General features: G+C 61.5%; 18 protein-coding genes. 11 read left to right on the top strand and 7 right to left on the bottom strand.

From position 1 onward, the window contains the following. Positions 1 to 3: 3 nt before the first annotated feature. The 5 genes from ACVWSC_RS15225 to ACVWSC_RS15205 form a co-directional block, all read right to left on the bottom strand. Positions 4 to 1,245 (bottom strand): NAD(P)/FAD-dependent oxidoreductase, encoded by a 1,242-nt coding sequence (locus tag ACVWSC_RS15225; RefSeq protein WP_442107410.1) that lies wholly within the window; start codon positions 1,243 to 1,245, stop codon positions 4 to 6. A 24-nt stretch (positions 1,246 to 1,269) separates the two neighbouring features. Then, positions 1,270 to 1,980 (bottom strand): ABC transporter permease, encoded by a 711-nt coding sequence (locus ACVWSC_RS15220; RefSeq protein ID WP_442107408.1) that lies wholly within the window; start codon positions 1,978 to 1,980, stop codon positions 1,270 to 1,272. Continuing rightward, positions 1,977 to 2,696 carry an ABC transporter permease gene (locus ACVWSC_RS15215; protein WP_442107406.1) on the bottom strand — a complete coding sequence of 240 codons (720 nt, stop codon included), beginning with the start codon at positions 2,694 to 2,696 and terminating at the stop codon, positions 1,977 to 1,979. Before ACVWSC_RS15215 ends, ACVWSC_RS15220 begins: the two co-directional genes overlap by 4 nt. 107 nt (positions 2,697 to 2,803) lie before the next feature. Then, a complete protein-coding gene (locus ACVWSC_RS15210) occupies positions 2,804 to 3,562 on the bottom strand; it encodes a transporter substrate-binding domain-containing protein (RefSeq protein WP_442107404.1) in 759 nt (252 codons plus the stop codon). Between the two features lie 31 nt (positions 3,563 to 3,593). Next, positions 3,594 to 4,463 carry a MurR/RpiR family transcriptional regulator gene (locus tag ACVWSC_RS15205; RefSeq protein ID WP_442107402.1) on the bottom strand — a complete coding sequence of 290 codons (870 nt, stop codon included), beginning with the start codon at positions 4,461 to 4,463 and terminating at the stop codon, positions 3,594 to 3,596. Between the two features lie 149 nt (positions 4,464 to 4,612). Here ACVWSC_RS15205 and ACVWSC_RS15200 point away from each other — a divergent pair, with 149 nt between their 5' ends. Continuing rightward, positions 4,613 to 5,641, top strand: a complete 1,029-nt coding sequence (locus tag ACVWSC_RS15200) for an Ldh family oxidoreductase (RefSeq protein ID WP_442107400.1) — start codon at positions 4,613 to 4,615, stop codon at positions 5,639 to 5,641. A gap of 86 nt (positions 5,642 to 5,727) precedes the next feature. Here the strand turns inward: ACVWSC_RS15200 and ACVWSC_RS15195 are convergent, their stop codons facing one another. Both ACVWSC_RS15195 and ACVWSC_RS15190 read right to left on the bottom strand, forming a co-directional pair. After that, positions 5,728 to 6,213, bottom strand: a complete 486-nt coding sequence (locus ACVWSC_RS15195; protein WP_442107398.1) for a hypothetical protein — start codon at positions 6,211 to 6,213, stop codon at positions 5,728 to 5,730. A gap of 62 nt (positions 6,214 to 6,275) precedes the next feature. Continuing rightward, positions 6,276 to 7,337, bottom strand: coding sequence for a hypothetical protein (locus ACVWSC_RS15190; protein ID WP_442107396.1), 1,062 nt, complete (start codon positions 7,335 to 7,337; stop codon positions 6,276 to 6,278). 256 nt (positions 7,338 to 7,593) lie between these two features. Here ACVWSC_RS15190 and ACVWSC_RS15185 point away from each other — a divergent pair, with 256 nt between their 5' ends. The 10 genes from ACVWSC_RS15185 to ACVWSC_RS15140 all read left to right on the top strand — a co-directional run bounded on the left by ACVWSC_RS15185 (position 7,594) and on the right by ACVWSC_RS15140 (position 23,078). Continuing rightward, the gene (locus ACVWSC_RS15185) at positions 7,594 to 7,830 is read left to right on the top strand and encodes a response regulator transcription factor (RefSeq protein ID WP_442107394.1); all 237 of its coding nucleotides are present in this window, start codon (positions 7,594 to 7,596) and stop codon (positions 7,828 to 7,830) included. A 31-nt stretch (positions 7,831 to 7,861) separates the two neighbouring features. Then, positions 7,862 to 8,044 carry a LuxR C-terminal-related transcriptional regulator gene (locus ACVWSC_RS15180; RefSeq protein ID WP_442107392.1) on the top strand — a complete coding sequence of 61 codons (183 nt, stop codon included), beginning with the start codon at positions 7,862 to 7,864 and terminating at the stop codon, positions 8,042 to 8,044. Between the two features lie 90 nt (positions 8,045 to 8,134). Further along, positions 8,135 to 9,328 (top strand): amino acid aminotransferase, encoded by a 1,194-nt coding sequence (locus ACVWSC_RS15175; RefSeq protein ID WP_442107390.1) that lies wholly within the window; start codon positions 8,135 to 8,137, stop codon positions 9,326 to 9,328. Positions 9,329 to 9,547: 219 nt separating this feature from the next. Further along, positions 9,548 to 10,825 carry a serine/threonine transporter gene (locus ACVWSC_RS15170; RefSeq protein WP_442107388.1) on the top strand — a complete coding sequence of 426 codons (1,278 nt, stop codon included), beginning with the start codon at positions 9,548 to 9,550 and terminating at the stop codon, positions 10,823 to 10,825. 168 nt (positions 10,826 to 10,993) lie between these two features. Then, complete coding sequence (gene tpx / locus ACVWSC_RS15165) at positions 10,994 to 11,494, top strand: thiol peroxidase (protein ID WP_442107386.1); 501 nt, start codon at positions 10,994 to 10,996, stop codon at positions 11,492 to 11,494. A gap of 234 nt (positions 11,495 to 11,728) precedes the next feature. After that, on the top strand, positions 11,729 to 13,012 hold the full coding sequence (locus tag ACVWSC_RS15160; RefSeq protein ID WP_442107384.1) for an MdtA/MuxA family multidrug efflux RND transporter periplasmic adaptor subunit: 1,284 nt from the start codon (positions 11,729 to 11,731) through the stop codon (positions 13,010 to 13,012). After that, a complete protein-coding gene (locus ACVWSC_RS15155; RefSeq protein ID WP_442107382.1) occupies positions 13,009 to 16,110 on the top strand; it encodes an MdtB/MuxB family multidrug efflux RND transporter permease subunit in 3,102 nt (1,033 codons plus the stop codon). Before ACVWSC_RS15160 ends, ACVWSC_RS15155 begins: the two co-directional genes overlap by 4 nt. Next, complete coding sequence (locus tag ACVWSC_RS15150; RefSeq protein ID WP_442107380.1) at positions 16,107 to 19,214, top strand: efflux RND transporter permease subunit; 3,108 nt, start codon at positions 16,107 to 16,109, stop codon at positions 19,212 to 19,214. Before ACVWSC_RS15155 ends, ACVWSC_RS15150 begins: the two co-directional genes overlap by 4 nt. Next, a complete protein-coding gene (locus tag ACVWSC_RS15145; RefSeq protein ID WP_442107378.1) occupies positions 19,211 to 20,710 on the top strand; it encodes an efflux transporter outer membrane subunit in 1,500 nt (499 codons plus the stop codon). Before ACVWSC_RS15150 ends, ACVWSC_RS15145 begins: the two co-directional genes overlap by 4 nt. A 283-nt stretch (positions 20,711 to 20,993) precedes the next feature. Beyond that, on the top strand, positions 20,994 to 23,078 hold the full coding sequence (locus tag ACVWSC_RS15140) for a putative bifunctional diguanylate cyclase/phosphodiesterase (protein ID WP_442107376.1): 2,085 nt from the start codon (positions 20,994 to 20,996) through the stop codon (positions 23,076 to 23,078). Position 23,079: the final 1 nt, after the last annotated feature.

Here is a 23,079-nt window from a genome sequence, read left to right as displayed (position 1 = left end):
CGATCAGTTGAAGCGTGCCGCGCTGTACGGCGCAGGGTCGGTAAAGGTGGGCTCGCCGGTCATCAGTTCAGCCAGCAAACGGCCGCTGACCGGGCCCAAGGTCAGGCCATGGTGGGCGTGGCCGAAGTTGAACCACAGGCCTTTGTGCCGCGCCGCCGGGCCGATCACAGGGCGCATGTCCGGCAGGCAGGGGCGGCGCCCGAGCCAGGGTTGTTCATCAAGCCGTTGGCCGAGGGGGAAGATCTTGCGCGCCAGGGCTTCGCATCGCTTGAGTTGGATCTCGTTGGCCGCATCGCTGCTGGCGGCGAATTCGATACCGGTGGTCAGGCGGATGCCCTGGGCCATTGGCGCCAGTACATAACCGCCCTGGGCATCACAGATCGAATGCTTCAACTCAGCACCGTCGCGGGCTTGGTAATGCATGTGATAGCCGCGCTTGATCTCCAGCGGAATGCGATAGCCCAGTGGCTTGAACAGGTCCGCCGACTGTGGGCCAAGGGCAATCACTACCTCGGGTGCGGTGATTGGGCCCTGGCGGCTATCGACCTGCCATTCGCTGCCGATCTGGCGCAGGGTGCGCGCATCGCCGTGAATGAACTGGCCGCCACGCTTGACGAACAACGCGGTGTAGCCGCGGGTCAGGCCGCCGGGGTTGCTCACGGTTTTCGGGTCGAGCCAGTGGATGCCGCCAACGGCGTTGTCGCTCAGGCTCGCCTCGCGCTCATGCAACTGGCGCTGATCCAGCACCTCGTAACGCAGGCCATATGCGCTCAACGACTGGGCATCGGCCTTGGCTTTGCTGAATGCGGCCTCGTTGCGAAACACCTCGATCCAGCCACTGGCCTTGACCAGCTCGTTAAGCCCGGCGGCTTCGATCAGCGCGTCGTGTTCTTCAACGCAGCGCTCCACCAGCGGCAGCATGGCGTCGGTCGCGACCTTCAGGCCCGCGGCAGAGGAATTCTGCCAATAGCTGTACAGCCAGGGGGCGATCTTCGGCACATGGGTGAGGCTGTAGCGCACATCGGATTGGCGATTGAGGCCATAGCGCAGCAGGCTCGACAGCTCGCGCGGAAAGGCATAGGGGATGACGCTGGAGCGCTCGATCAGCCCGGCGTTGCCATGGCTGGTGCCGCTTCCAGGTTCGTTACGGTCGATCAGGATGACCTTGCGGCCGCGTGCCTGCAGGTGAAGGGCCGTGCTGACCCCGACGATACCGGCGCCCAGAACGATGGTTTGACAATGCATTGGAACAGTCCTCACAACGGGCAATCAGTGCAGGTGGCGGCCCAGGCGGGCTTCGATGTGTTTCAGGCTACGGCGGACAATTTCCACGATCAGTAGGTAGAGCACGGCGGCCCACAGGTAGATCTGGAAGTCGAAACTGCGCGAGAAGGCCAGCTTGGTCACGCCCATCAGGTCGTAGATGGTCACCAGCGAGGCAATGGCGCTGGCTTTGATCATCAGGATCAGCTCATTGCCCAGCGGGCCGATGGCAACAATCATCGACTGCGGCAGGATGACTTTGAAAAAGGTGGTCGAGCGTTTCAGGCTCAGGGCCTTGGCCGCTTCGTACTGGCCGGGGGCGACCGCCAGCAGGGCACCACGGAAGATTTCCGCCTGATAGGCCGCGGTATTGAGGACAAAGGCCAGCAAGGTGCAGTACCAGGCATCTCGGAAGAACCACCACAGCCCGACGTCTTGCCAGAAGCTTTTCAGCGAACCGAGCCCGTAATACAGCAAAAACAGCTGGGCCAGCAGCGGCGAGCCACGGAAGAAATAAATGTAAGCCGCGCTCAAACGCTGCAACACCAGGTTGTTGGACAGCCGCGCCAGGGCCAGCAGCATGCCGAGCAGAGCACCGAGGGTGAAGGAAATTGCCACCAGCTTGCCAGTGACCAGCAGGCCATCAATAAAACGTGGGCCGTAACGTTCCAGCAGGTCAGGATCGACGACTAGAGCCAGCAGTTGATCGAAACTCATGTCCGGGCACTCCGCAGGTGACGGCTGAAGTACTGTTCGATGTAGACAAACACCCGTCCCGACAGCGCCGAGAACAGCAGATAGCCCAGGCAGGCCACGCCATAGAAGAACATCGGCTCTTTGGTCACGCTGACCGCCAGGTTGGTTTGGCGCATCAGGTCAACCAGGGAAATGGTCGATACCAGCGAGGTGTCCTTGAGCAGCGACAGCCAGTTGTTCGACAGCCCCGGCATGGCAATGCGCACCAGCTGCGGGAAAATCACTTTGCGAAAGGTCGTGGCTTTGCTCAAGCCCAACGCCTGGGAGGCTTCGTACTGGCCTTTGGCAACGGTTTTGAAGGCGCCCAGCCAGATTTCGCTGGAGAACGCGGCAAATACCAGGCTGAAGGCAATCATCGCGGCGAGGAAGGTGTTGATCATCACTTCGCCCTCGTAGCCCATGGCCAGGAGGATTTTCTGCGCGGCGATCTGGCAGCCGTAGTAGATGATCAGCAGCGTCAGCAGTTCAGGCAGGCCGCGGAATACGGTGGAAAATACCGTGGCGACGGCGCGCGGCAAGCGCTTGCGCGAACGCGCCATCAAGGCCACGCCCAGGCCCAGGGGCAAACCGATCGGCAGGCAGGCCAGGGCCAGCGAAATGGTCACCAGGGCGCCGGCCAGCAGGGCCTGGCCCCAGCCGCCGCTGGCAAACGATAACAGGGACAGTTGGTCGAGCATGGGCGAACCCTCTCGGTGTTAAGAGTGTGGGGTGCTTGGGAGGGCTTTGTCGCGGGGCAAGCCCGCTCCCACAGGGGCGTGTGGGAGCGGGCGTGTGCCGCGATCAGTCACTGATAAATGTCGAACTCGAAATAGCGACTGGCGATTTTCTGGTAGGTGCCGTTGGCGACGATTTCGTCCAGCGCTTTGTTCAGGCGCTCGCGCAGGGCTTCGTCTTCCTTGCGCACGGCAATCGAGGCGTCGGCCTTGGTGCCGTTGACGTCACCAAGGATCTTGCAGCATTCCTTGCCAGCCTTGCCCAACCATTCGGTCAGCGGGAATTTGTCGGCGATCACACCGTCCAGGCGCCCGGCGGCGAGGTCGGCGTTGGCTTCATCAAGGGTTGGGTAGAGGCGCACATCAGCACCGGCCTTGCCGTAAACGTCTTCAGCGTAAATTGCCTGGGTCGAGGAGGCCTGGGCGCCGACGGTGTAGCCTTTGAAGTCGGTCTGGGCGTCGGTGATCTCGCTGTCTTTGGCAACGGCGACCGACAGCGGCGTTTTGTAGTAGTGGTTGGTGAAGGCGATTTTCTTGCGGCGCTCTTCGGTGTTGATCATCGAGGCGACAACCGCGTCGTATTTCTTCGCCATCAAGGCCGGGATGATGCCTTCCCAGTCCTGTGCGACCAAGGTGCATTCAACCTTCATCTGTTCGCACAGGGCTTTGCTGATATCGACATCGAAGCCGTGCAGCTGGTTATCCGAATCGACATAGTTGAACGGCGGGTAAGCGCCTTCGGTGGCAATTTTCAGGGTTTCGGCCTGAGCCATGGTTGCCCCGGCAAGCAGCAGGGCGCACGCGCCTGCAAAGCGGATAACGGGTTTCATGTTGCACCTCGATCTGTTGTTTGCACTCTTGCTATTGTTTGCTCGCTGACGTGTAGCCAACGAATTCATTGTGTAGAGCGGCAGTTGCTTCCAAGCGTTTTTCAACATCCGGTCCTAGCTTCTTGCAGACCTCGTTGACCATCAGGTGAGCCCACGACAGCATCGTCGCGGTCGACTCCCAGAACAGATTGAATTCAGTGGGGATGCGGAACACCTCGCTGGCGTTGGCATCGGCCCAGTCACAGAAGGTATCGGTCACCAGCGTGACCGGAATGCCCGCCTCATGCGCCTTGTGGCACAGGGTCAGGGCGTGGCGTGAGTAGCGGCGTGCCTCAAACACCACCAGCGCACAATCGGCCGGGTTGCTGAGTAACACGTCACCAAAATGCCCGGCACTGCCATCGACCACCTGCACGCCGTCGCGCAGGTATTGCAGCAGGTGGGCCATGCATTGGGCGATACCGCGCTCGGTTTGAAAACCGGCGATAAACACCTTGCGCCGTTGCGCCAGGCGCTGGCTGACGGCTTCCCAGGCCGGGGTGCGGCTGTATTCATACACCCGCACCAGCGCGCCGACTTCCTGCTCCAGGCTGCGTGCGACACCTGCCGCATCTTTGCCGTGCTGTTGGCGGAATTCTTGCAGACGATCACCGACCAGCCACGGGCCGTCACCCAGGTCATCTTTAAGGTCGTGTTTGAGGGCCTTGAGGTGTTCGTAGCCCAGCGCCCGGCAGAAACGGCCTACGCTGGATTCGCTGACGCCAATCTTGGCGGCCAGGCTGGCCGAGGTTTCGAAGGGCAGGTCGGTGAGATTGGCGAGCATATAGGTAGCGATCTTGCGCCCTGACGCCGCTGCGTTGTGCAGGCTGCTTTCCAGGCGTTGTTTGATCGATTGGCTCACAGGCAATTCTCATAGGCGGTTGCACTTGGAAACAGAAAATGAATGTTTTCTGTCATCAAGTCAAGGTTTGACAGTTTGCTGTCATAAGAGGACAGTTCGGCTATTGCTCACCGCTGTCGCCCATACCAAATCCAATAAGGGAGCTTCAGATGTCCGCACGTCCCGACACTGCTGTCGTGCAGATTGCCTTTGCCGACCTGCAGGCCTTGTTGCAGCGTATTTTCGTTCGTCATGGCACCAGTGAAGCGGTTGCCCGCGCACTGGCTTTCAACTGTGCCAGCGCCCAGCGCGACGGTGCCCACAGCCATGGGGTGTTCCGGATTCCTGGTTACGTGTCGACCCTGGCCAGTGGCTGGGTCGACGGAAACGCCGTGCCGCAGGTCGAGGATGTTGCCAGTGGCTACCTGCGCGTGGATGCCAAGGGTGGTTTTGCCCAGCCGGCATTGGCGGCGGCGCGTGAGCTGCTGGTGGAAAAGGCCCGCAGTGCCGGGATTGCGGTGTTGGCCATTCATAATTCACACCATTTCGCTGCCCTGTGGCCGGATGTCGAACCGTTCGCCGATGAGGGCTTGGTGGCCCTTAGTGTGGTCAATAGCATGACCTGTGTGGTGCCGCATGGTGCTGTTAAACCCTTGTATGGCACCAACCCGATTGCCTTTGCGGCGCCCTGCGCCAGGGGTGATCCGGTGGTGTTCGACATGGCCACCAGTGCCATGGCTCATGGCGACGTACAGATCGCTGCGCGCAAAGGCGAACAACTGCCGGACGGTATCGGCGTCGATAGCCAGGGTCAGCCGACCCGTGATCCGCAAAAGATCCTCGAGGGCGGTGCGCTGTTGCCGTTTGGCGGGCATAAGGGCTCGGCCTTGTCGATGATGGTCGAGTTGCTGGCGGCAGCGCTGACCGGCGGGCATTTCTCCTGGGAGTTCGACTGGTCGCAGCACCCGGGGGCGAAAACCCCGTGGACCGGGCAGCTGATCATCGTCATTGACCCAAGCAAGGCACAAGGCAATCAGTTTGCCGAGCGTAGCCGTCAACTGGTGGAGCAGATGCAAGCGGTCGGCGTGACCCGGATGCCGGGTGAACGACGCTTCCGTGAACGCGAAGCGTCGGCGCGTCAGGGCGTGAGCCTGACGGCGCAGGAACTTGAGCAACTGCAGGCACTGGCGCAGGGCTGAAGGGCTAAGTCGCGGTGGGAGCGGGCTAGCCCCGCGATCTGGCACCCTGCAACAAATCGCGGGGCAAGCCCGCTCCCACCAGGAGCTTACAAGCCTGTGGCCCTCCATTGGCTGGTTTCGCTGTTGCCATCGGTCAGCGGCAGGCGGTAGTGATTGCAGTGGCCAGCGTCGTCGGTGGAAGCACCGAAACCACTAGCGTTTTTCACCACTTCATACTGGTTGACCCCGGTCCAGGTGACGATCCACGGAATGCGTACCGGGCACTCGAAGTCGTACTTGCCGGCCTGCAACTGCTCGAGCGTATCGCAGACCGTTTGCAGCGTCGCCAGGTCCATGAACATCACGGTATTGGGGTACTTATGCTCGAACTCCTCGACCCGTGCCTGCAGGGTAATGCCTGCGCGGTGGGTGACCGCTTCGCGGGTGTTGTCGATCGTCTGGTTGAGGATCAGCAGGGCGTCCCCAGGTATCACAAGATCGCGCTGAATCAACCGGTTGTAGAGATCGTTGGCTTGGCGCGGGCCAAGAATCCGTACATGTTTGACCAGAAAGTCCGATGTGCACTTACACATAATGGTGTCCTCGTGGCAGCCGTTGCCGGCTGCGCGGTGTTGGTTGAGTGATCAGGCGAATTTCAACGTGCAAGGTCTTGGGCCGAGGTCTTGCCTGGCCATACCCCGTCCATGCGAACTTCACGCCGCCCGGTCAGCCACTGGCCCAGCGGGCTCGGCCAGCTGAAGCTGTAGTTGTCGTTGTTCATCACGCCTTTGAAGGTCACTTGGGCGGTGATGTTGGTGGCATTGAGCGGGATGTTGCCGACGGTTTTCGACAACCCGCCGCTGAGGCTGAAGGCTTGATGCTGTTTGCCTGAGGGGGTGTCGTACTCCAGGGTGACGCTGGTGATGTAGGTGCAGCCGGGCTTGTTGTTGAAGAGGATTTCCAGCCCACCCAGGCGGTTGATCCAGTTGGGGATCAGCAGCTCACCGTCAAACGAGGCGAAGGTGTAGGCGATGGGGATCGGCTGAGCGGGCAGGGTGCCAGCCTTGTCCGGCCACAGGTGCTGGTCGACGCTTTTGGTCTGGTTGGTCGATACATACGAGCCCTTGGCTTCGGCGCTGGCGAGCAGATCCTGAACGCCTTTTACCGAGCCTGTGACCGAGAACGACGAGCTATTGTCCTGCGAGCCGACGTTCAGGCCGCTGGTGGCGTAGATCACGCTGGTGACCACGCCAAAGCCCTGGGCAATGCCTTTGCTAGAAGCCATGCTGACCCGGTTGGCCTGGTCTTTGAGCCACTGCAAGGTTTGTGGCTGGGTCAGTACCGTCAAATCGGCCAGGTAAGTCTCCGAGGAGATACCGAACTCCGAAGCGATTGAGCCGGTCGAGGCAAAATCCCACTTTACCTCAGTGCCTGCGGTGATCTTGGTACCGGTTTCCGGGTCGGTGGCCGAGCCGTCGAGGGCCACGTTGCTCTGGCTGCGTTTGACGTTGCTGGACGACAGCTTCCACTGGTTGGGGGCGTTGCGCGTGCTGACGATCAGCCCAGGCGCTTGCTCCTGCACCAGGGTGAAGTCGCCGTTGTCCGGAGAAACAAAGCCGACACTGCCGACTTTGAGCTTCTGATCGAGGGTCCAGTTGCCCCAGTAAGCGGCACGACCGTTGCGAATCAGATCGGTAAACGAGCGGTTCCAGTTCATGATGAGCATTCCTTTTCCATTGAGCGTTCGATGAGGCCGAACAGCGACTCGCAGCGACATTCCGTGCCGCCGACCACCGGGTTGAAAAACGTCGGCAGCTGAATCGTCTGCCTGTCGCAGGTGCAGGAACATTCGGCAAATGCGGTATGCCGGTAGCGCTCTATGCCCCGGTTTGACAGGGGGAGGTCAGCGCCTAGGCTTGCTCATCAGGTGCGGGCACGCCTCGGCGTAACAGCGGACAGTTCAGGGAACGAACATGCGATTGAGTGATCGGGAAACCGTGGTGCTGTCGTTGATTGCCCGTGGATGGACGGATCGGCACATCGCTGAGCAACTGGCCATCGCCTTTTCTACTGCACGCAAGCACCGCGAGAACCTGCTCGCCAAGCTCAAGGTCGAGCGCGCCAGCGCGCTGGTGGCGATTTACCTGAGCCTGGTTGCGGCCCCGACCTGGAGGGCAGGCAAGGTCGCCATCGCTGCTTTCTGCGCGTGAACTGCAACTGCTCGGTTACCTGGCCCGCGGCTTGAGCGACAAGCAAGCGGCGCGAGCGCTGGGCATCAGCGACCAGACCGCACGTACCCACCGGCGCAATATGCTCAGCAAAACGGCCAGTACCAATATCTGTGCGCTGCTGTTCCTGGCGTTCAGCCAAGGGTGGCTGGCATGGCCCGAACCTGCGCAAGGCATGCATGGATGCACAGACTAGTTGCGCCAAAGGGCATGTTGCTTCGGCGCGGCTACAGGTATCCTCGACACAGAATTTTACCCAATGCCCTGACCCAAGGAGCTGCACGCTGTGTTCAAACATGTCGATGCCTACGCCGGCGACCCGATTCTCTCCCTGATGGAGACCTTCAAGGCCGATCCGCGCGCCAACAAGGTCAACCTGAGTATCGGTCTGTATTACGATGCCGCCGGTGTAGTGCCGCAGCTGGCAGCGGTGGGTGAGGCCGAAAAACGCATGGCCGACCAACCCCATGAGGCCTCTCTGTACCTGCCGATGGAAGGCCTGAGCAGCTACCGCCAGGCGATTCAGGCGCTGCTGTTCGGTGCTGAGCATCCGGCGGTGCAGGGCGGTCGTGTGGCGACCGTGCAGACGGTGGGCGGTTCGGGCGCGCTGAAAGTCGGTGCCGACTTCCTCAAGCGCTACTTCCCCGATTCGCAGGTGTGGGTGAGCAATCCGACCTGGGACAACCATCGGGCGATCTTTGAAGGCGCAGGGTTCAAGGTCAATACCTACCCGTACTTCGACCAGGGCACGCGCGGCCTGGACTTTGACGGCATGCTCACAGCCCTGCAGGGCCTGCCGGCCAACAGCATCGTGCTGTTGCACCCATGCTGCCATAACCCCACTGGCGTTGACCTGAGCCAGGCGCAATGGCAGCAGGTGATCGAGGTGGTCAAGGCACGCAACCTGATCCCGTTCCTCGACATCGCCTACCAAGGCTTTGGTGAGGGGCTGGTCGAAGACGCCTACGCCATTCGTGAAGTGGCGTGCGCCGGTGTGCCGTGCCTGGTGAGCAACTCGTTCTCGAAGATTTTCTCGCTGTATGGCGAGCGCGTTGGTGGGTTGTCGGTGGTTTGCGACGATGCCGACACCGCGCAAAGCGTGCTCGGCCAGCTCAAGGCCACCGTCCGTCGCAACTACTCCAGCCCACCGAATTTCGGGGCCCAACTGGTCGCGGCGGTGCTTGGCGATGCAGCGCTCAATGCCCAGTGGGCGGCGGAAGTCGAGCAAATGCGCCTGCGTATCCTCGAAATGCGCCAGGGTCTGGTAGATGCGCTGGCTGTGCTGTTGCCAGGTCAGGACTTCCAGTTCTTCCTGAGCCAGCGTGGCATGTTCAGCTACACCGGGTTGAGTGTCGAGCAAGTGCGCCGTCTGCGTGACGAGTTTGGCGTTTACCTGATCGACAGTGGCCGGGTGTGCATGTCGGGCCTGCGTCCGGACAATCTGCAGCAGGTGGCTGAGGCGATTGCTGCGGTGCAATGATTGATCGCGGGGCAAGCCCGTTCCCACAGGCGCAACCCTTTAGGTGCGGGCTTGCCCCGCGATATTTTCAAAAGGTGCAACCCCTCTGTCGGTCAAGACTTTGCAAGTGCAACCAATGGGCGCACAATCGCGACCCTCTTTGTACGGTTGAGTTGCAGCGAGATCTCTGTTTCGCTGCTCTCAGCCCTGTTGCAGTCTTGCGAGTGGAGTTGCACCCGGATGAATGAGCAGGCCCCGAGCGTTGAACAACGCTTCGAATCGACCCCAGCCGCCCTCGGTAGCTGGTCCCGTCAGGACACCACCTGGATGCTTGGCCTGTTTGGCACAGCCATCGGCGCCGGTACCCTGTTCTTGCCGATCAATGCCGGTTTAGGTGGTTTCTGGCCGTTGCTGATCCTGGCCTTGCTGGCCTTCCCGATGACCTATTATGCCCACCGCGGGCTCACCCGTTTCGTGCTGTCCGGGCGCGATGGCGGCGACATTACCAAGGTCGTTGAGGAGCATTTCGGCATCAGTGCCGGCTCGATGATCACCCTGTTGTACTTCTTTGCCATCTTCCCGATTCTGCTGATCTACAGTGTGGCCCTGACCAACACCGTCGACAGCTTCATGCAGCACCAGCTGCATATTGAGCCGCCACCACGCGCGCTGTTGTCGTTCCTGCTGATTCTCGGCCTGCTGGCCATTGTGCGTTGCGGCGAGCAGGCGACCGTCAAGGTTATGAGCCTGCTGGTGTATCCGTTCATCATCGCCCTGGCGTTCCTCGCGGTGTTCCTGGTTCCGCACTGGAGTGGCGGTATCCTCAGCACCGCCACGCAAGTGCCGCCGCCTTCGGCCTTCCTGCACACCCTGTGGCTGGCAATTCCGGTGATGGTGTTCTCGTTCAACCATTCGCCGATCATTTCCGCCTTTGCCGTCGACCAGAAGCGCCGCTATGGCGTGCATGCCGACGAGCGCAGCGGGCAGATCCTGAGCCGCGCCCACCTGCTGATGGTGGCGATGGTGATGTTCTTCGTGTTCAGTTGCGTGCTGACCCTGACCCCGGCACAGCTGCAGGAAGCCAAGGATCAGAACCTGTCGATCCTGTCGTACCTGGCCAACCATTTCAGCAACCCGACCATTGCCTTTGCCGCCCCGGTGATTGCCTTCATCGCCATTGCCAAGTCGTTCCTGGGCCACTACATCGGTGCCAGTGAAGGCCTCAAGGGCTTGATTGTGCAAGCCGGCATGCGTCCTGGCGCGAAAACCCTGGATCGCATCACCGCAGGCTTCATGCTGCTGGTCTGCTGGGCCATCGCCACCATCAACCCAAGCATCCTTGGCATGATCGAAACCCTCGGCGGCCCGGTAATCGCGGCGATTCTGTTCCTGATGCCGATGTATGCCATTCGCAAGGTCCCGGCCATGCGCAAGTACAGCGGGCAGATGTCTAACGTGTTCGTGGTGGCTGTGGGCTTGGTGGCGATCTCGGCGCTGGTCTATTCGCTGCTCAGTTGATTGCCTCAGTGAGCACCCGAAAGCAGGATTGTCTGCTTTCGGGTGGTCAAATTGTCCACAATAATTGTCTGGCAATACAACAATTTATCGCTCCCCCCATAGGTGCATTGGCACTTTCATGATTAACTCTGGTCCTTTACTCACTCACCCCGCAAAAGGACTCAGCTCATGGCTCAAGTGACTCTCAAAGGCAATCCGGTTCAGGTCAACGGCGAACTGCCGAAGGTCGGCTCCAAGGCGCCTGCATTTTCCCTGGTTGGTGCCGGCCTGGCCGACGTGACCCTGGCCAGCCTGGCCGGCAAGCGCAAAGTGCTGAACATCTTCCCGAGCGTCGACACCCCGACCTGCGCTACTTCGGTTCGTACCTTCAACAAGAAGGCCGGTGAAGTGAGCAACACCGTGGTGCTGTGCATCTCTGCCGACCTGCCGTTTGCACAAGCGCGTTTCTGCGGCGCTGAAGGCCTGGAAAACGTCCAGAACCTGTCGACCCTGCGTGGTCGTGAATTCATCGAGAACTATGGCGTTGCCATCGCCGACGGCCCGCTGGCCGGCCTGACCGCGCGTGCTGTGGTGGTACTGGATGAAAACGACAACGTGCTGCACGCCGAGCTGGTTGGCGAAATCGCTGACGAACCGAACTACGACGCAGCATTGGCGGTACTGAAGTAAGTAGGAGCGGGCTTGCCCCGCGAGGCGATGTAGCTGAAAGAACGCTATCGCGGGGCAAGCCCGCTCCCACATGCTGTTTGCAAATATTACGGCCTGGCCTTGTCCAGGCCGTTTTTATTTATAGTTCATTGTCTTAGCAACGTAAGCTCAAGGTAAATTGCCGGTAAAGGCGCTTTGCTTATCCGTCGCCAGTGCTTATCGTTCAGCCTCCTCAAAAGAATTCTTTCCAGTCCCATGGTCGATCAACCGATGCTTTCTCGTTCCCGTTCCCCTCGTCGCTGGCTTGTCGGCCTGCTGATCCTGCTGCTGGTCGCCGCCTTATGCTGGTGGCTGTGGCCGTCGCCAGCGGCGCACAAGGCGGGTGGCCCAGCGGCAGGCAAGGGCGGGCGACCCGGCTTCGGCGCTTTCGCCGGGCCGGTGCCGGTGCGCGTCGAGCCGGCAACCGTGGGCGACTTCCCGGTGTACCTCAAGGCGCTGGGCACGGTAACGGCAACCAACACCGTTAACGTTCGCAGCCGGGTAGGCGGTGAGCTGGTCAAGGTCAATTTCCAGGAAGGGCAAAAGGTCAAAGCCGGTGACCTGCTCGCCGAGATCGACCCACGCAGCTACCAGATCGCCCTGCAGCAGGCCGAAGGCACCCTGGCGCAGAACCTGGCGCAACTGAAAAACGCGCAGATCGACCTGCAACGCTATAAAGGCCTGTACGCCGAAGACAGTATCGCCAAGCAAACCCTCGACACCCAGGAAGCACTGGTCGGTCAGTTCCAAGGCACGATCAAGACCAATCAGGCCGCCGTCGGCGATGCCAAGCTGAACCTGGATTTCACCCGCATCCGTGCGCCGATCACCGGGCGCCTGGGCCTGCGTCAACTGGATGTCGGCAACCTGGTGGCGGCCAACGACACCACGGCGCTGGTGGTCATTACCCAGACCCAACCGATCACCGTAGCCTTTACCTTGCCCGAGTCGCAGCTCAACACCGTGCTGGCGCGCTACCGCAGCGGTGCCCAGTTGCCCGTCGAGGCCTGGGACCGGGGCGACGTCAAGCAACAGGCCACGGGTGTGTTGCGCAGCCTCGATAACCAGATCGACACCACCACCGGCACCCTGAAGTTCAAGGCGTTCTTCGAGAACCAGGACGAAGCGCTGTTCCCCAACCAGTTCGTCAACGTCCGCCTGCTGGCCGATACCCTGAAGAACGTGGTGCTGGCGCCATCGGCAGCGATTCAGTTCGGCACCGATGGCTCCTTTGTCTACGTGCTGGAAGGTGAGAATAAGGTGCGCATTCGCAAACTGACCCTGGGTGCCAGCGACGGTGACCTGACGGTGGTTACTGCGGGTTTGGCCAAGGGTGAGCGGGTGGTGCTCGAAGGTACCGACCGTCTGCGTGATGGCAGTGACGTGGAGGTGGTCAACGACAGCTCGCAGGTACCGGCAACCCCGGGCCAGCACCTGCAAGGCCAGGATGCCAAGGATGCTTCCGCCGCCCCGCAGCGCAAGGACAAGGTCGGCGCATGAACCTCTCGCGGCTGTTCATCCTGCGCCCGGTGGCGACCACACTGAGCATGCTGGCCATTGTTCTGGCCGGTTTGATTGCCTACACCTTGCTGCCGGTAGCGGCGTTGCCGCAGGTGGATTACCCGACCATCCGGGTCATGACCCTGTACCCGGGCGCCAGCCCGCAAGTGATGACCAGTGCCGTCACCGCGCCACTGGAACGCCAGTTCGGGCAGATGCCCGGCCTGACCCAGATGGCCTCGACCAGTTCTGGCGGTGCTTCGGTGCTGACCCTGCGTTTCAGCCTGGACATGAACATGGACGTTGCCGAGCAGCAGGTGCAGGCGGCGATCAACGCTGCCAGCAATCTGTTGCCGAGCGACCTGCCGGCACCGCCGGTGTACAACAAGGTCAACCCGGCGGACACCCCGGTGCTGACCCTGGCGATTTCCTCGAAAACCATGCCGTTGCCCAAGCTCAACGACCTGGTCGACACCCGGGTGGCACAGAAGATCGCCCAGATCAGCGGCGTGGGCATGGTCAGTATTGCCGGCGGCCAGCGCCAGGCGGTGCGGATCAAGGTCAACCCCGATGCCCTGGCCGCAGCCGGGCTGAATCTGGCCGATGTACGCAGCCTGATCGGTGCTTCCAACGTCAACCAGCCCAAGGGCAACTTTGACGGCCCAATCCGCGTGTCGATGCTTGATGCCAACGACCAGCTGCGCTCCCCGGAGGAATACGCCAACCTGATTCTGGCCTACAACAACGGCGCGCCGCTGCGCCTGAAGGATGTTGCCGAAATCGTCGATGGCGCCGAGAACGAACGCCTGGCGGCCTGGGCCAATCAGAATCAGGCGGTGTTGCTGAACATTCAGCGTCAGCCAGGTGCCAACGTCATTGAAGTGGTTGACCGCATCAAGGCGTTGCTGCCGTCGATTACCGACAACCTGCCGGCCGGCCTCGATGTCAGCGTGCTGACCGACCGCACGCAAACCATCCGCGCCTCGGTCAAGGATGTGCAGCACGAGCTGCTGCTGGCCATTGTCCTGGTGGTGATGGTGACCTTTGTGTTCCTGCGCCGCCTGAGCGCGACCATCATCCCCTCGGTGGCCGTACCGCTGTCGTTGATCGGTACTTTTGCCGTGATGCACCTGGCCGGGTTCTCGATCAACAACCTGACCTTGATGGCCCTGACCATCGCCACCGGGTTTGTGGTGGACGACGCCATCGTCATGCTCGAGAACATTTCCCGGCACATCGAGGAGGGCGAGACGCCGATGCAAGCGGCGCTCAAGGGCGCCCGGCAAATCGGTTTCACCCTGATCTCCCTGACCTTCTCGTTGATTGCGGTGCTGATCCCGCTGCTGTTCATGGCCGATGTGGTCGGGCGGCTGTTCCGTGAGTTCGCCATCACCCTGGCGGTGGCGATCCTGATTTCCCTGGTGGTGTCGCTGACCCTGACGCCGATGATGTGCGCGCGCCTGCTCAAGCGTGAGCCGACCGAACAGGAGCAGGGGCGCTTCTACCGCGCCAGTGGCGCCTGGATCGACGGCATGATCGCCTGGTACGGTCGCGGCCTGCAGTGGGTGCTCAAGCACCAGCCGCTGACCCTGTTGGTGGCGGTGGCGACCCTGGGCCTGACGGTGCTGCTGTACCTGGCGGTGCCCAAGGGTTTCTTTCCGGCGCAGGATACCGGGGTGATCCAGGGGATTTCCGAAGCGCCGCAGTCAGTGTCGTTCGCCGCCATGAGTGAACGCCAGCAACAGCTCAGCGCGGTGATCCTGCAGGACCCGGCGGTGCAGAGCCTGTCGTCCTACATTGGCGTTGACGGCGACAATGCCACGCTCAACAGCGGCCGTCTGTTGATCAACCTCAAGCCCCATGGCGAGCGTGACCAGACCGCTGCCGAAGTCATCGCGCGCCTGCAGCCTCAGGTCGACAAGCTGGTCGGCATCCGACTGTTCATGCAGCCGGTGCAGGACCTGAGTATCGAAGACCGGGTCAGCCGCACCCAGTACCAGTTCAGCCTGTCGTCACCGGACGCCGAATTGCTGGCGCAATGGAGCAGCAAGCTGGTAGACGCTTTGCAACAGCGCCCGGAACTCACCGATGTTGCCAGCGACCTGCAGGACAAGGGCCTGCAGGTGTTCCTGGTGATCGACCGTGATGCTGCCAGCCGCCTGGGCATCAATGTCGCCGACATCACCAACGCCCTGTACGACGCCTTTGGCCAGCGGCAGATTTCGACCATCTACACCCAGGCCAGCCAGTACCGCGTGGTGCTGCAAGCAGAAGCGGCGTCGAACCTGGGGCCGCAGGTGCTAGAGCAGATCCATGTCAAAGCCACCGACGGCGGCCAGGTACGGCTGTCGAGCCTGGCGCGGATCGAGCAGCGTCAGGCGCAACTGGCGATTGCCCATATCGGCCAGTTCCCGGCGGTAATGATGTCGTTCAACCTCGCCCCAGGCGCGTCCCTGGGCGAAGCGGTCAAGGCCATCGAGCAGGTGCAGCAGGAGATCGGCATGCCGGTCGGCGTGCAGACCCGCTTCCAGGGCGCGGCCGAAGCCTTCCAGGCCTCGTTGTCGAGCACCTTGCTGCTGATTCTGGCGGCGGTGGTGACCATGTACATCGTGCTGGGGGTGCTGTACGAGAGCTACATCCACCCGGTGACCATCCTCTCGACGCTGCCATCGGCAGCGGTGGGGGCGTTGCTGGCGTTGATCCTGTCCGGCAACGACCTGGGGATGATCGCCATCATCGGCATCATTCTGCTGATCGGCATCGTCAAGAAAAACGCCATCATGATGATCGACTTCGCCCTGGAGGCCGAACGTAATCAGGGCATGAGCCCGGAAGCGGCGATCTATCAGGCGGCGTTGTTGCGCTTCCGGCCGATTCTGATGACTACCCTGGCGGCCTTGTTCGGCGCGATTCCACTGATGCTCGCCAGCGGCTCCGGCGCCGAGTTGCGTCAACCGCTGGGCCTGGTGATGGTCGGCGGGTTGCTGGTCAGTCAGGTACTGACCTTGTTCACTACGCCGGTGATCTACTTGTACTTCGATCGGCTCGCGCGGCGCATGCGGCCACAGCCTGAAACCGTGGTGCAGGACCTGCCATGAACCTCTCAGCGCCGTTTATCCGCCGCCCGGTAGCGACCATGCTGCTGAGCCTGGCGATCATGCTGCTCGGTGGCGTCAGCTTCGGCCTTCTGCCGGTGGCGCCACTGCCGCAGATCGAGTTCCCGGTGATTGTCGTTCAGGCCAACCTGCCCGGTGCCAGCCCCGAGGTGATGGCGGCCACGGTGGCCACGCCGCTGGAGCGCTCGATGGGCGCGATTTCCGGGGTTACCACCCTGACCAGTAACTCCAGTCAGGGCTCGACGCGGGTGATTCTCGGCTTTGACCAAGGGCGTGACATCGACGCCGCCGCGCGGGAAGTGCAGGCGGCGATCAACGCTTCGCGCAACCTGTTGCCCAGCGGTATGCGCAGCATGCCGACTTACAAGAAGTTCAACCCGGCGCAGGCACCGATCATGGTCCTGGCCTTGACCTCCAGTGTGCTGCAGAAGGGGCAGCTCTATGACCTGGCCTCGACCATCCTCTCGCAAAGCCTGTCGCAGGTGCCGGGGGTAGGGGAGGTGCAGATTGGCGGCAGTTCGTTGCCGGCCGTGCGTATCGAGCTGGAACCGTATTTGCTCAACCAGTACGGCGTGGCCCTGGACGATGTCCGCGCGACCATTGCTAACGCCAACCAGCGCCGCCCCAAGGGCTTTATCGAAGACGCACAGCGCAACTGGCAGGTGCAGGCCAACGATCAACTGGAAAAAGCCAAGGACTACGAGCCACTGGTGATCCGCTACCAGGACGGTGCGGTGTTGCGCCTGAGCCACGTGGCGAAGGTCACCGATGCCGTGGAAAACCGCTACAACAGCGGCTTTTTCAATGATCAGGACGCGGTACTGCTGGTGATCAACCGCCAGACCGGGGCCAACATCATCGAGACGGTGAACAAGATCAAGGAGCAGCTGCCAGCCCTGGAATCGTTGATGCCGGCCAGTGTCCAGTTGCAGGTAGCGATGGACCGCTCGCCGGTGATCAAGGCCACCCTCAAGGAAGCCGAGCACACCCTGATCATCGCCGTAGTCCTGGTAATCCTGGTGGTGTTCCTGTTCCTCGGCAACCTGCGCGCCTCGCTGATCCCGACCCTGGCAGTACCGGTGTCGCTGGTGGGCACCTTCGCGGCCATGTACCTGTGTGGCTTCTCGCTGAATAACCTGTCACTGATGGCGCTGATCCTGGCCACCGGCCTGGTGGTGGACGATGCCATCGTCGTGCTGGAAAACATCTCCCGCCATATCGACGAAGGTGTGCCGCCGATGCGTGCGGCGTACCTGGGCTCGAAAGAAGTCGGCTTTACCCTGTTGTCGATGAACCTGTCGCTGGTGGTGGTGTTTGTCTCGATCCTGTTCATGGGCGGTATTGTCGGCTCCTTGTTCCGCGAATTCTCCATCACCCTGGCCGTGGCGATCATTGTCTCGCTGGTAGTGTCGCTGACGCTGACGCCGATGCTCTGTGCGCGCTGGCTGAAGCCGCACGCGCAGGGTGAGCCGACGCGCCTGCAGCGCTGGAGCGAACAGCTCAACCAACGCATGATGGCCGGCTATGCCCGTAGCCTGGACTGGGTGTTGCAGCATCGGCGCCTGACCCTGGCCAGCCTGCTGGTGACGATTGCCGTCAACATTGCCTTGTATGTGGTGGTGCCCAAGACCTTTTTGCCGCAGCAGGACACCGGTCAGTTGATGGGCTTTGTCCGGGGTGACGACGGTCTGTCGTTCCAGGTGATGCAGCCGAAAATGGAAATCTACCGCCAGGCGCTGCTCAAGGACCCGGCGGTGGAAAGTGTCGCCGGTTTCATCGGTGGCAACAGCGGCACCAACAACGCCATGGTGCTGGTGCGCCTGAAACCGATCAGTGAACGCAAGGTGTCGGCGCAGAAGGTGATCGAGCGTTTGCGCAAAGAGATGCCCAAGGTGCCCGGCGGCCGGTTGTTCCTCATGGCCGACCAAGACCTGCAGTTTGGTGGCGGTCGCGACCAGAGCACCTCGCAGTTCCTGTATACCTTGCAGAGCAGCGAGCTGTCGGCGCTGCGCGAGTGGTACCCGAAGGTGGTGGCGGCGTTCAAGGCCTTGCCAGAGCTTACCGCCATCGACGCCCGCGAAGGCGGGGGGACGCAGCAGATCACCCTGGTGGTCGATCGCGAGCAGGCCAAGCGCCTGGGCATCGACATGAGCATGGTCACCTCGGTGCTCAACAACGCCTATAGCCAGCGGCAGATCTCGACCATTTACGACAGCCTGAACCAGTATCAGGTGGTGATGGAGATCAACCCCAAATACGCCCAGGACCCGCGTAGCCTGGAGCAGATTCAGGTGATTACCGCCGACGGCGCACGGGTGCCACTGTCGACCTTTGCCCACTACGAAAACAGCCTGGCGGATGACCGGGTCAGTCACGAAGGCCAGTTCGCCGCGGACAGTATCAATTTCGATATCGCCGAAGGCTACAGCCAGGATCAAGCCCTGGCCGCAGTGGAGCGGGCGGTGGCCACGGTGGGGCTGCCTGAATCGGTGATCGCCAAGCTGGGTGGCACCGGCGATGCCTTTGCCGAAAGCCAGAAAGGCCAGCCGTTCATGATTCTCGGGGCGCTGCTGGCGGTGTACCTGGTGCTGGGTATTCTCTATGAGAGCTACATCCATCCGCTGACCATCCTCTCGACCTTGCCGTCGGCCGGGGTAGGGGCGCTGCTGACCTTGTATGTGGTGGGCAGCGAATTCAGTCTGATTTCCCTGCTCGGTCTGTTCTTGTTGATCGGTGTGGTGAAGAAGAACGCGATCATGATGATCGACCTGGCGCTGCAACTGGAACGCCAGGAGCAGCTGAGCCCGGAGCAATCGATCCGTCGCGCCTGCCTGCTGCGCTTGCGCCCGATCCTGATGACCACTCTGGCGGCCATTCTCGGTGCCTTACCGCTGTTGCTCAGCCATGCCGAAGGTTCGGAAATGCGTCAGCCTCTGGGCCTGACCATCATCGGCGGTCTGCTCTTCAGTCAGGTCCTCACGCTTTACACCACCCCGGTGGTTTACCTCTATCTGGACCGCTTGCGCCATCGCTTCAACCATTGGCGTGGCGTGCGCACCGACGCTGCTTTGGAAACTCCGCTATGACACGACGCCCGTTTTTCTCCGATCGCACCGCGCAGCAACTGCTGGGCGCCCGTGGCTCGCGCCTGCTGGCCAGCAGCTTGTGCCTGGCGATGCTCAGTGCCTGTACGCTGAGCCCGGATTACCAGCGCCCACAAGCGCCTGAGCCGGTGGCGTTCAAGCACGCTGCCGGCTGGACCCAGGCCAATCCTTCCGATGCCCTGGCCCGTGGTGCCTGGTGGGAGCTGTACGGCGATGCGCAGCTCAACGCGCTGGTCGAGCAGCTCAATGCCGGTAACCAGACGGTTGCGCAATACGAAGCCCAGTACCGTCAGGCCCAGGCGTTGGTGCGCAGTGCACGGGGTGCGCTGTTCCCCAGTGTTGACCTGAAGGCGGGCAAAACCCGCTCCAGTCAAGGCACCGGTAGCTCCAGCTCAAGCCTGAGCAACAACAGCAGCGGTATCCGTGATACCTACAGCACCACCTTGGGGGTGAGCTGGGAGGCGGACTTGTGGGGCAAACTGCGCGACGGCCTGGCAGCCAATCAGGCCAGCGCCGAGGCCAGCTTTGCCGATATGGCCGCGATTCGCCTGAGCCTGCAGTCGGAGCTGGTGCAGAACTACCTGCAACTGCGGGTGATGGATGAGCAAAAGCGCCTGCTTGAAGCCACGGTCGAGGCTTACCAGCGCTCGCTGGCCATGACCCAGAACCAATACCGCGCCGGGGTTTCCGGTAAGGATGCGGTGGCCCAGGCGCAAACTCAGCTGAAAAGTACCCAGGCCGACCTGATCGACCTGGTGTGGCAGCGTGCGCAGCTGGAAAACGCCATCGCCGTGCTGCTCGGCAAGGCGCCAGCGGACTTTGCCCTGGCCGACAGCCAGGCCATTCCCGCGCTGCCACAAGTACCCGTGGCATTGCCCTCGCAACTGCTGGAGCGCCGCCCGGATATCGCCTCGGCCGAGCGCAAGGTGATGTCGGCCAACGCCAGCATCGGCGTGGCGCGTGCCGCGTATTTCCCGGACCTGACCCTGAGCATGAGTGGCGGCTACAGCAGTAGCAGTTTCAACGACTGGATCAGCCTGCCCAACCGCTTCTGGTCGGTCGGTCCGCAATTGGCCATGACCCTGTTCGACGGTGGCCAGCGCTCGGCCGAAGTCGACCGCAGCGTGGCGGTCTACGATCAGACGGTCGCCCAGTACCGGCAGACGGTGCTCGATGGCTTCAAGGAAGTGGAGAACTACCTGGTGCAGCTCGACGTCTACGAGGACGAAGCCCAGGTCCGCAGCGAAGCGCTGGATGCAGCGCGCGAGTCGTTGCGCCTGACCAGCAACCAGTACAAGGCCGGGCTGATCGCCTACCTGGATGTGGTCAACGTGCAGACCACCGCGCTGAGCAACGAACGCAGTGTGCTGACCTTGCTGCAAGGGCGGCTGGTCGCCAGCGTGCAGCTGATAGCAGCGCTGGGGGGCGGATGGGATGCAAAGGCTGCCTATGCAGAAGCGGCTAAGCTAGAAAAATAAATTCAGCAATTTCAACGAGATAGGATGCTTTCTTAATGTCGGGTGTAGACATGGTTGGCATTCATTGCATTGCGCAATGAAATATGTGAATAAGCATTAGAAATCGTATCTAACTAGCTGATTTGTAATGTTATTTATCTGGTTTAGATGGGTGGCAAAATGCGCGTGGCGTCATTGCCAAGTGCCACTGTAAAACTCCGTGCGTTTCGCCAAAGGTTGAGTACAATCATCGGCTTTTCCCCGGGCCGCTTCGGTGCCCGGTTTCAAGCTTGTGGAACGCCAAATGCTGATCGGTAGTTATTCCTCCTCGCTGGTATTGATCTCGCTGTGCGTGGCCATCCTCGCCTCGTACACCGCACTCGACTTGACCGGGCGTATTGCCACTGCCAAGGGCCGGGCGGTGTACCTGTGGATGTGTGGCGGGGCACTGGCGATGGGCTTTGGCATCTGGTCGATGCACTTTATCGGCATGCTCGCCTTCAGCTTGCCGATCCCGCTGGGTTACGACCTGACCCTGACCTTGCTTTCGCTGCTGATTGCCGGCCTGTCTTCAGGCTTTGCCCTGTGGCTGGTCAGCCAGCCAAGCCTGCCGTGGACGCAGCTGGGTCTGGGCGCGCTGATCATGGGGGCAGGGATCAGCAGCATGCATTACACCGGCATGGCCGCGCTGCTGATGCAACCGGGTATCGAATACGACCCCTGGCTGTTCAGTTTGTCATTGCTGATTGCTGTGGGTGCTTCGGCGGCGGCCTTGTGGATTGCCTTCCGACTGCGCCAGCAAACGCTTTACGTCCGGCAGATCCGCGGGCTGGCGGCGATTGTCATGGGGGTGGCAATCGTTGGCATGCACTACACCGGCATGGCGGCGGCAAACTTCCCGGAAGGCAGTTTCTGCGGGGCGATGGGCAATGGCCTCAGTGGCAATAACCTCGATTACCTGGTGTTGATCACTACCCTGGCGGTACTGGCCGTGGCGTTGCTGACCTCGGTGCTGGATGCGCGCCTGGAAGCGCGCACTGCTGAACTGGCCAATTCATTGACCCGGGCCAACCAGGAACTGACCCAACTGGCCTTGCACGACACCCTGACCGGCCTGCCGAACCGCACCTTGCTGGCTGACCGCATCGACCAGGCGATCAACAAGGTCACCGAGCAGGGCGGTTGCTTTGCGCTGATGTTCATCGACCTCGACGGCTTCAAGCCAGTCAACGACGCCTTTGGTCATCACATGGGCGACATGTTGCTCAAGGAAGTGGCGGCCCGCCTGCGTGGCCACTTGCACAGCCAGGACACCCTGGCGCGCATCGGTGGCGATGAATTTGTCTTGCTGGTGGACATGCAAGACGCGGCCGATGCCCTGGGGGTGGCTGCCAAACAGGTCAACCTGATCTCACGTGCGTTCCGCGTTGCCGAGCAAAACCTGCAGATCTCGGCCAGTATCGGCATCGTCCTGTACCCGGGTAATGGCAGCGACCAACACGAACTGCTGCGTAATGCCGATGCGGCGATGTACCACGCCAAGAGCGCCGGCAAGAACGGCTACAGCTTCTTCGACGTGTCGATGAACAGCAACGCGCGTTTGCAGTTGCAGCTGCTGCAAGACCTGCGCATCGCCCTGGAAGACAACCAGTTCTGCCTGTTCTATCAACCCAAGTTCGACGCCCAGGATATCCAGCCGATCGGCGCCGAGGCACTGCTGCGCTGGCAGCACCCGCAGCATGGCTTGCTGCTGCCTGACCGTTTCATCGCCCTGGCGGAAAAAACCGGGCTGATCATTCCAATCGGCGAATGGGTGCTGGACGAAGCCTGTCGGCAGATGCGCGTGTGGATTGATCAGGGCTACAGCAATTGGCGCATAGCCGTGAATCTGTCGGCGATCCAGTTCTGCCACAGCGGGCTGGTCGACAGCGTCGCCAAGGTGCTGGCGCGTCATCAGTTGCCGCCTAACAGCCTGACCCTGGAAATCACTGAAACCACCGCCATGCATGATGCCGACGCCAGCATGGCGGTATTGCAGCAGCTTTCGGACATGGGCGTGGACCTGTCGATTGACGACTTCGGCACCGGTTATTCGAGCCTGATGTACCTCAAGCGTCTGCCCGCCAATGAGTTGAAAATCGACCGTGGCTTTGTTCGCGAACTGGAGCAGGACAGCGACGATGCCGCCATCGTTTCGGCCATCGTCGCGCTAGGCCAGGCCTTGGGTTTGCGCATCGTTGCCGAAGGGGTGGAAACCGACCGGCAACAGAACTTCCTCACCCGCCTGGGGTGTGATTCGTTGCAAGGCTACCTGCTCGGCCAGCCCATGCCGGCCGAGCGCTTCATCGCCGATATCGAGCGCGCACGCCAGGCTGCAGAGGTCAGCTGAG

Source organism: Pseudomonas sp. NUPR-002 (assembly GCF_056322725.1).
This window is presented reverse-complemented; position numbering and strand designations above follow the sequence as displayed.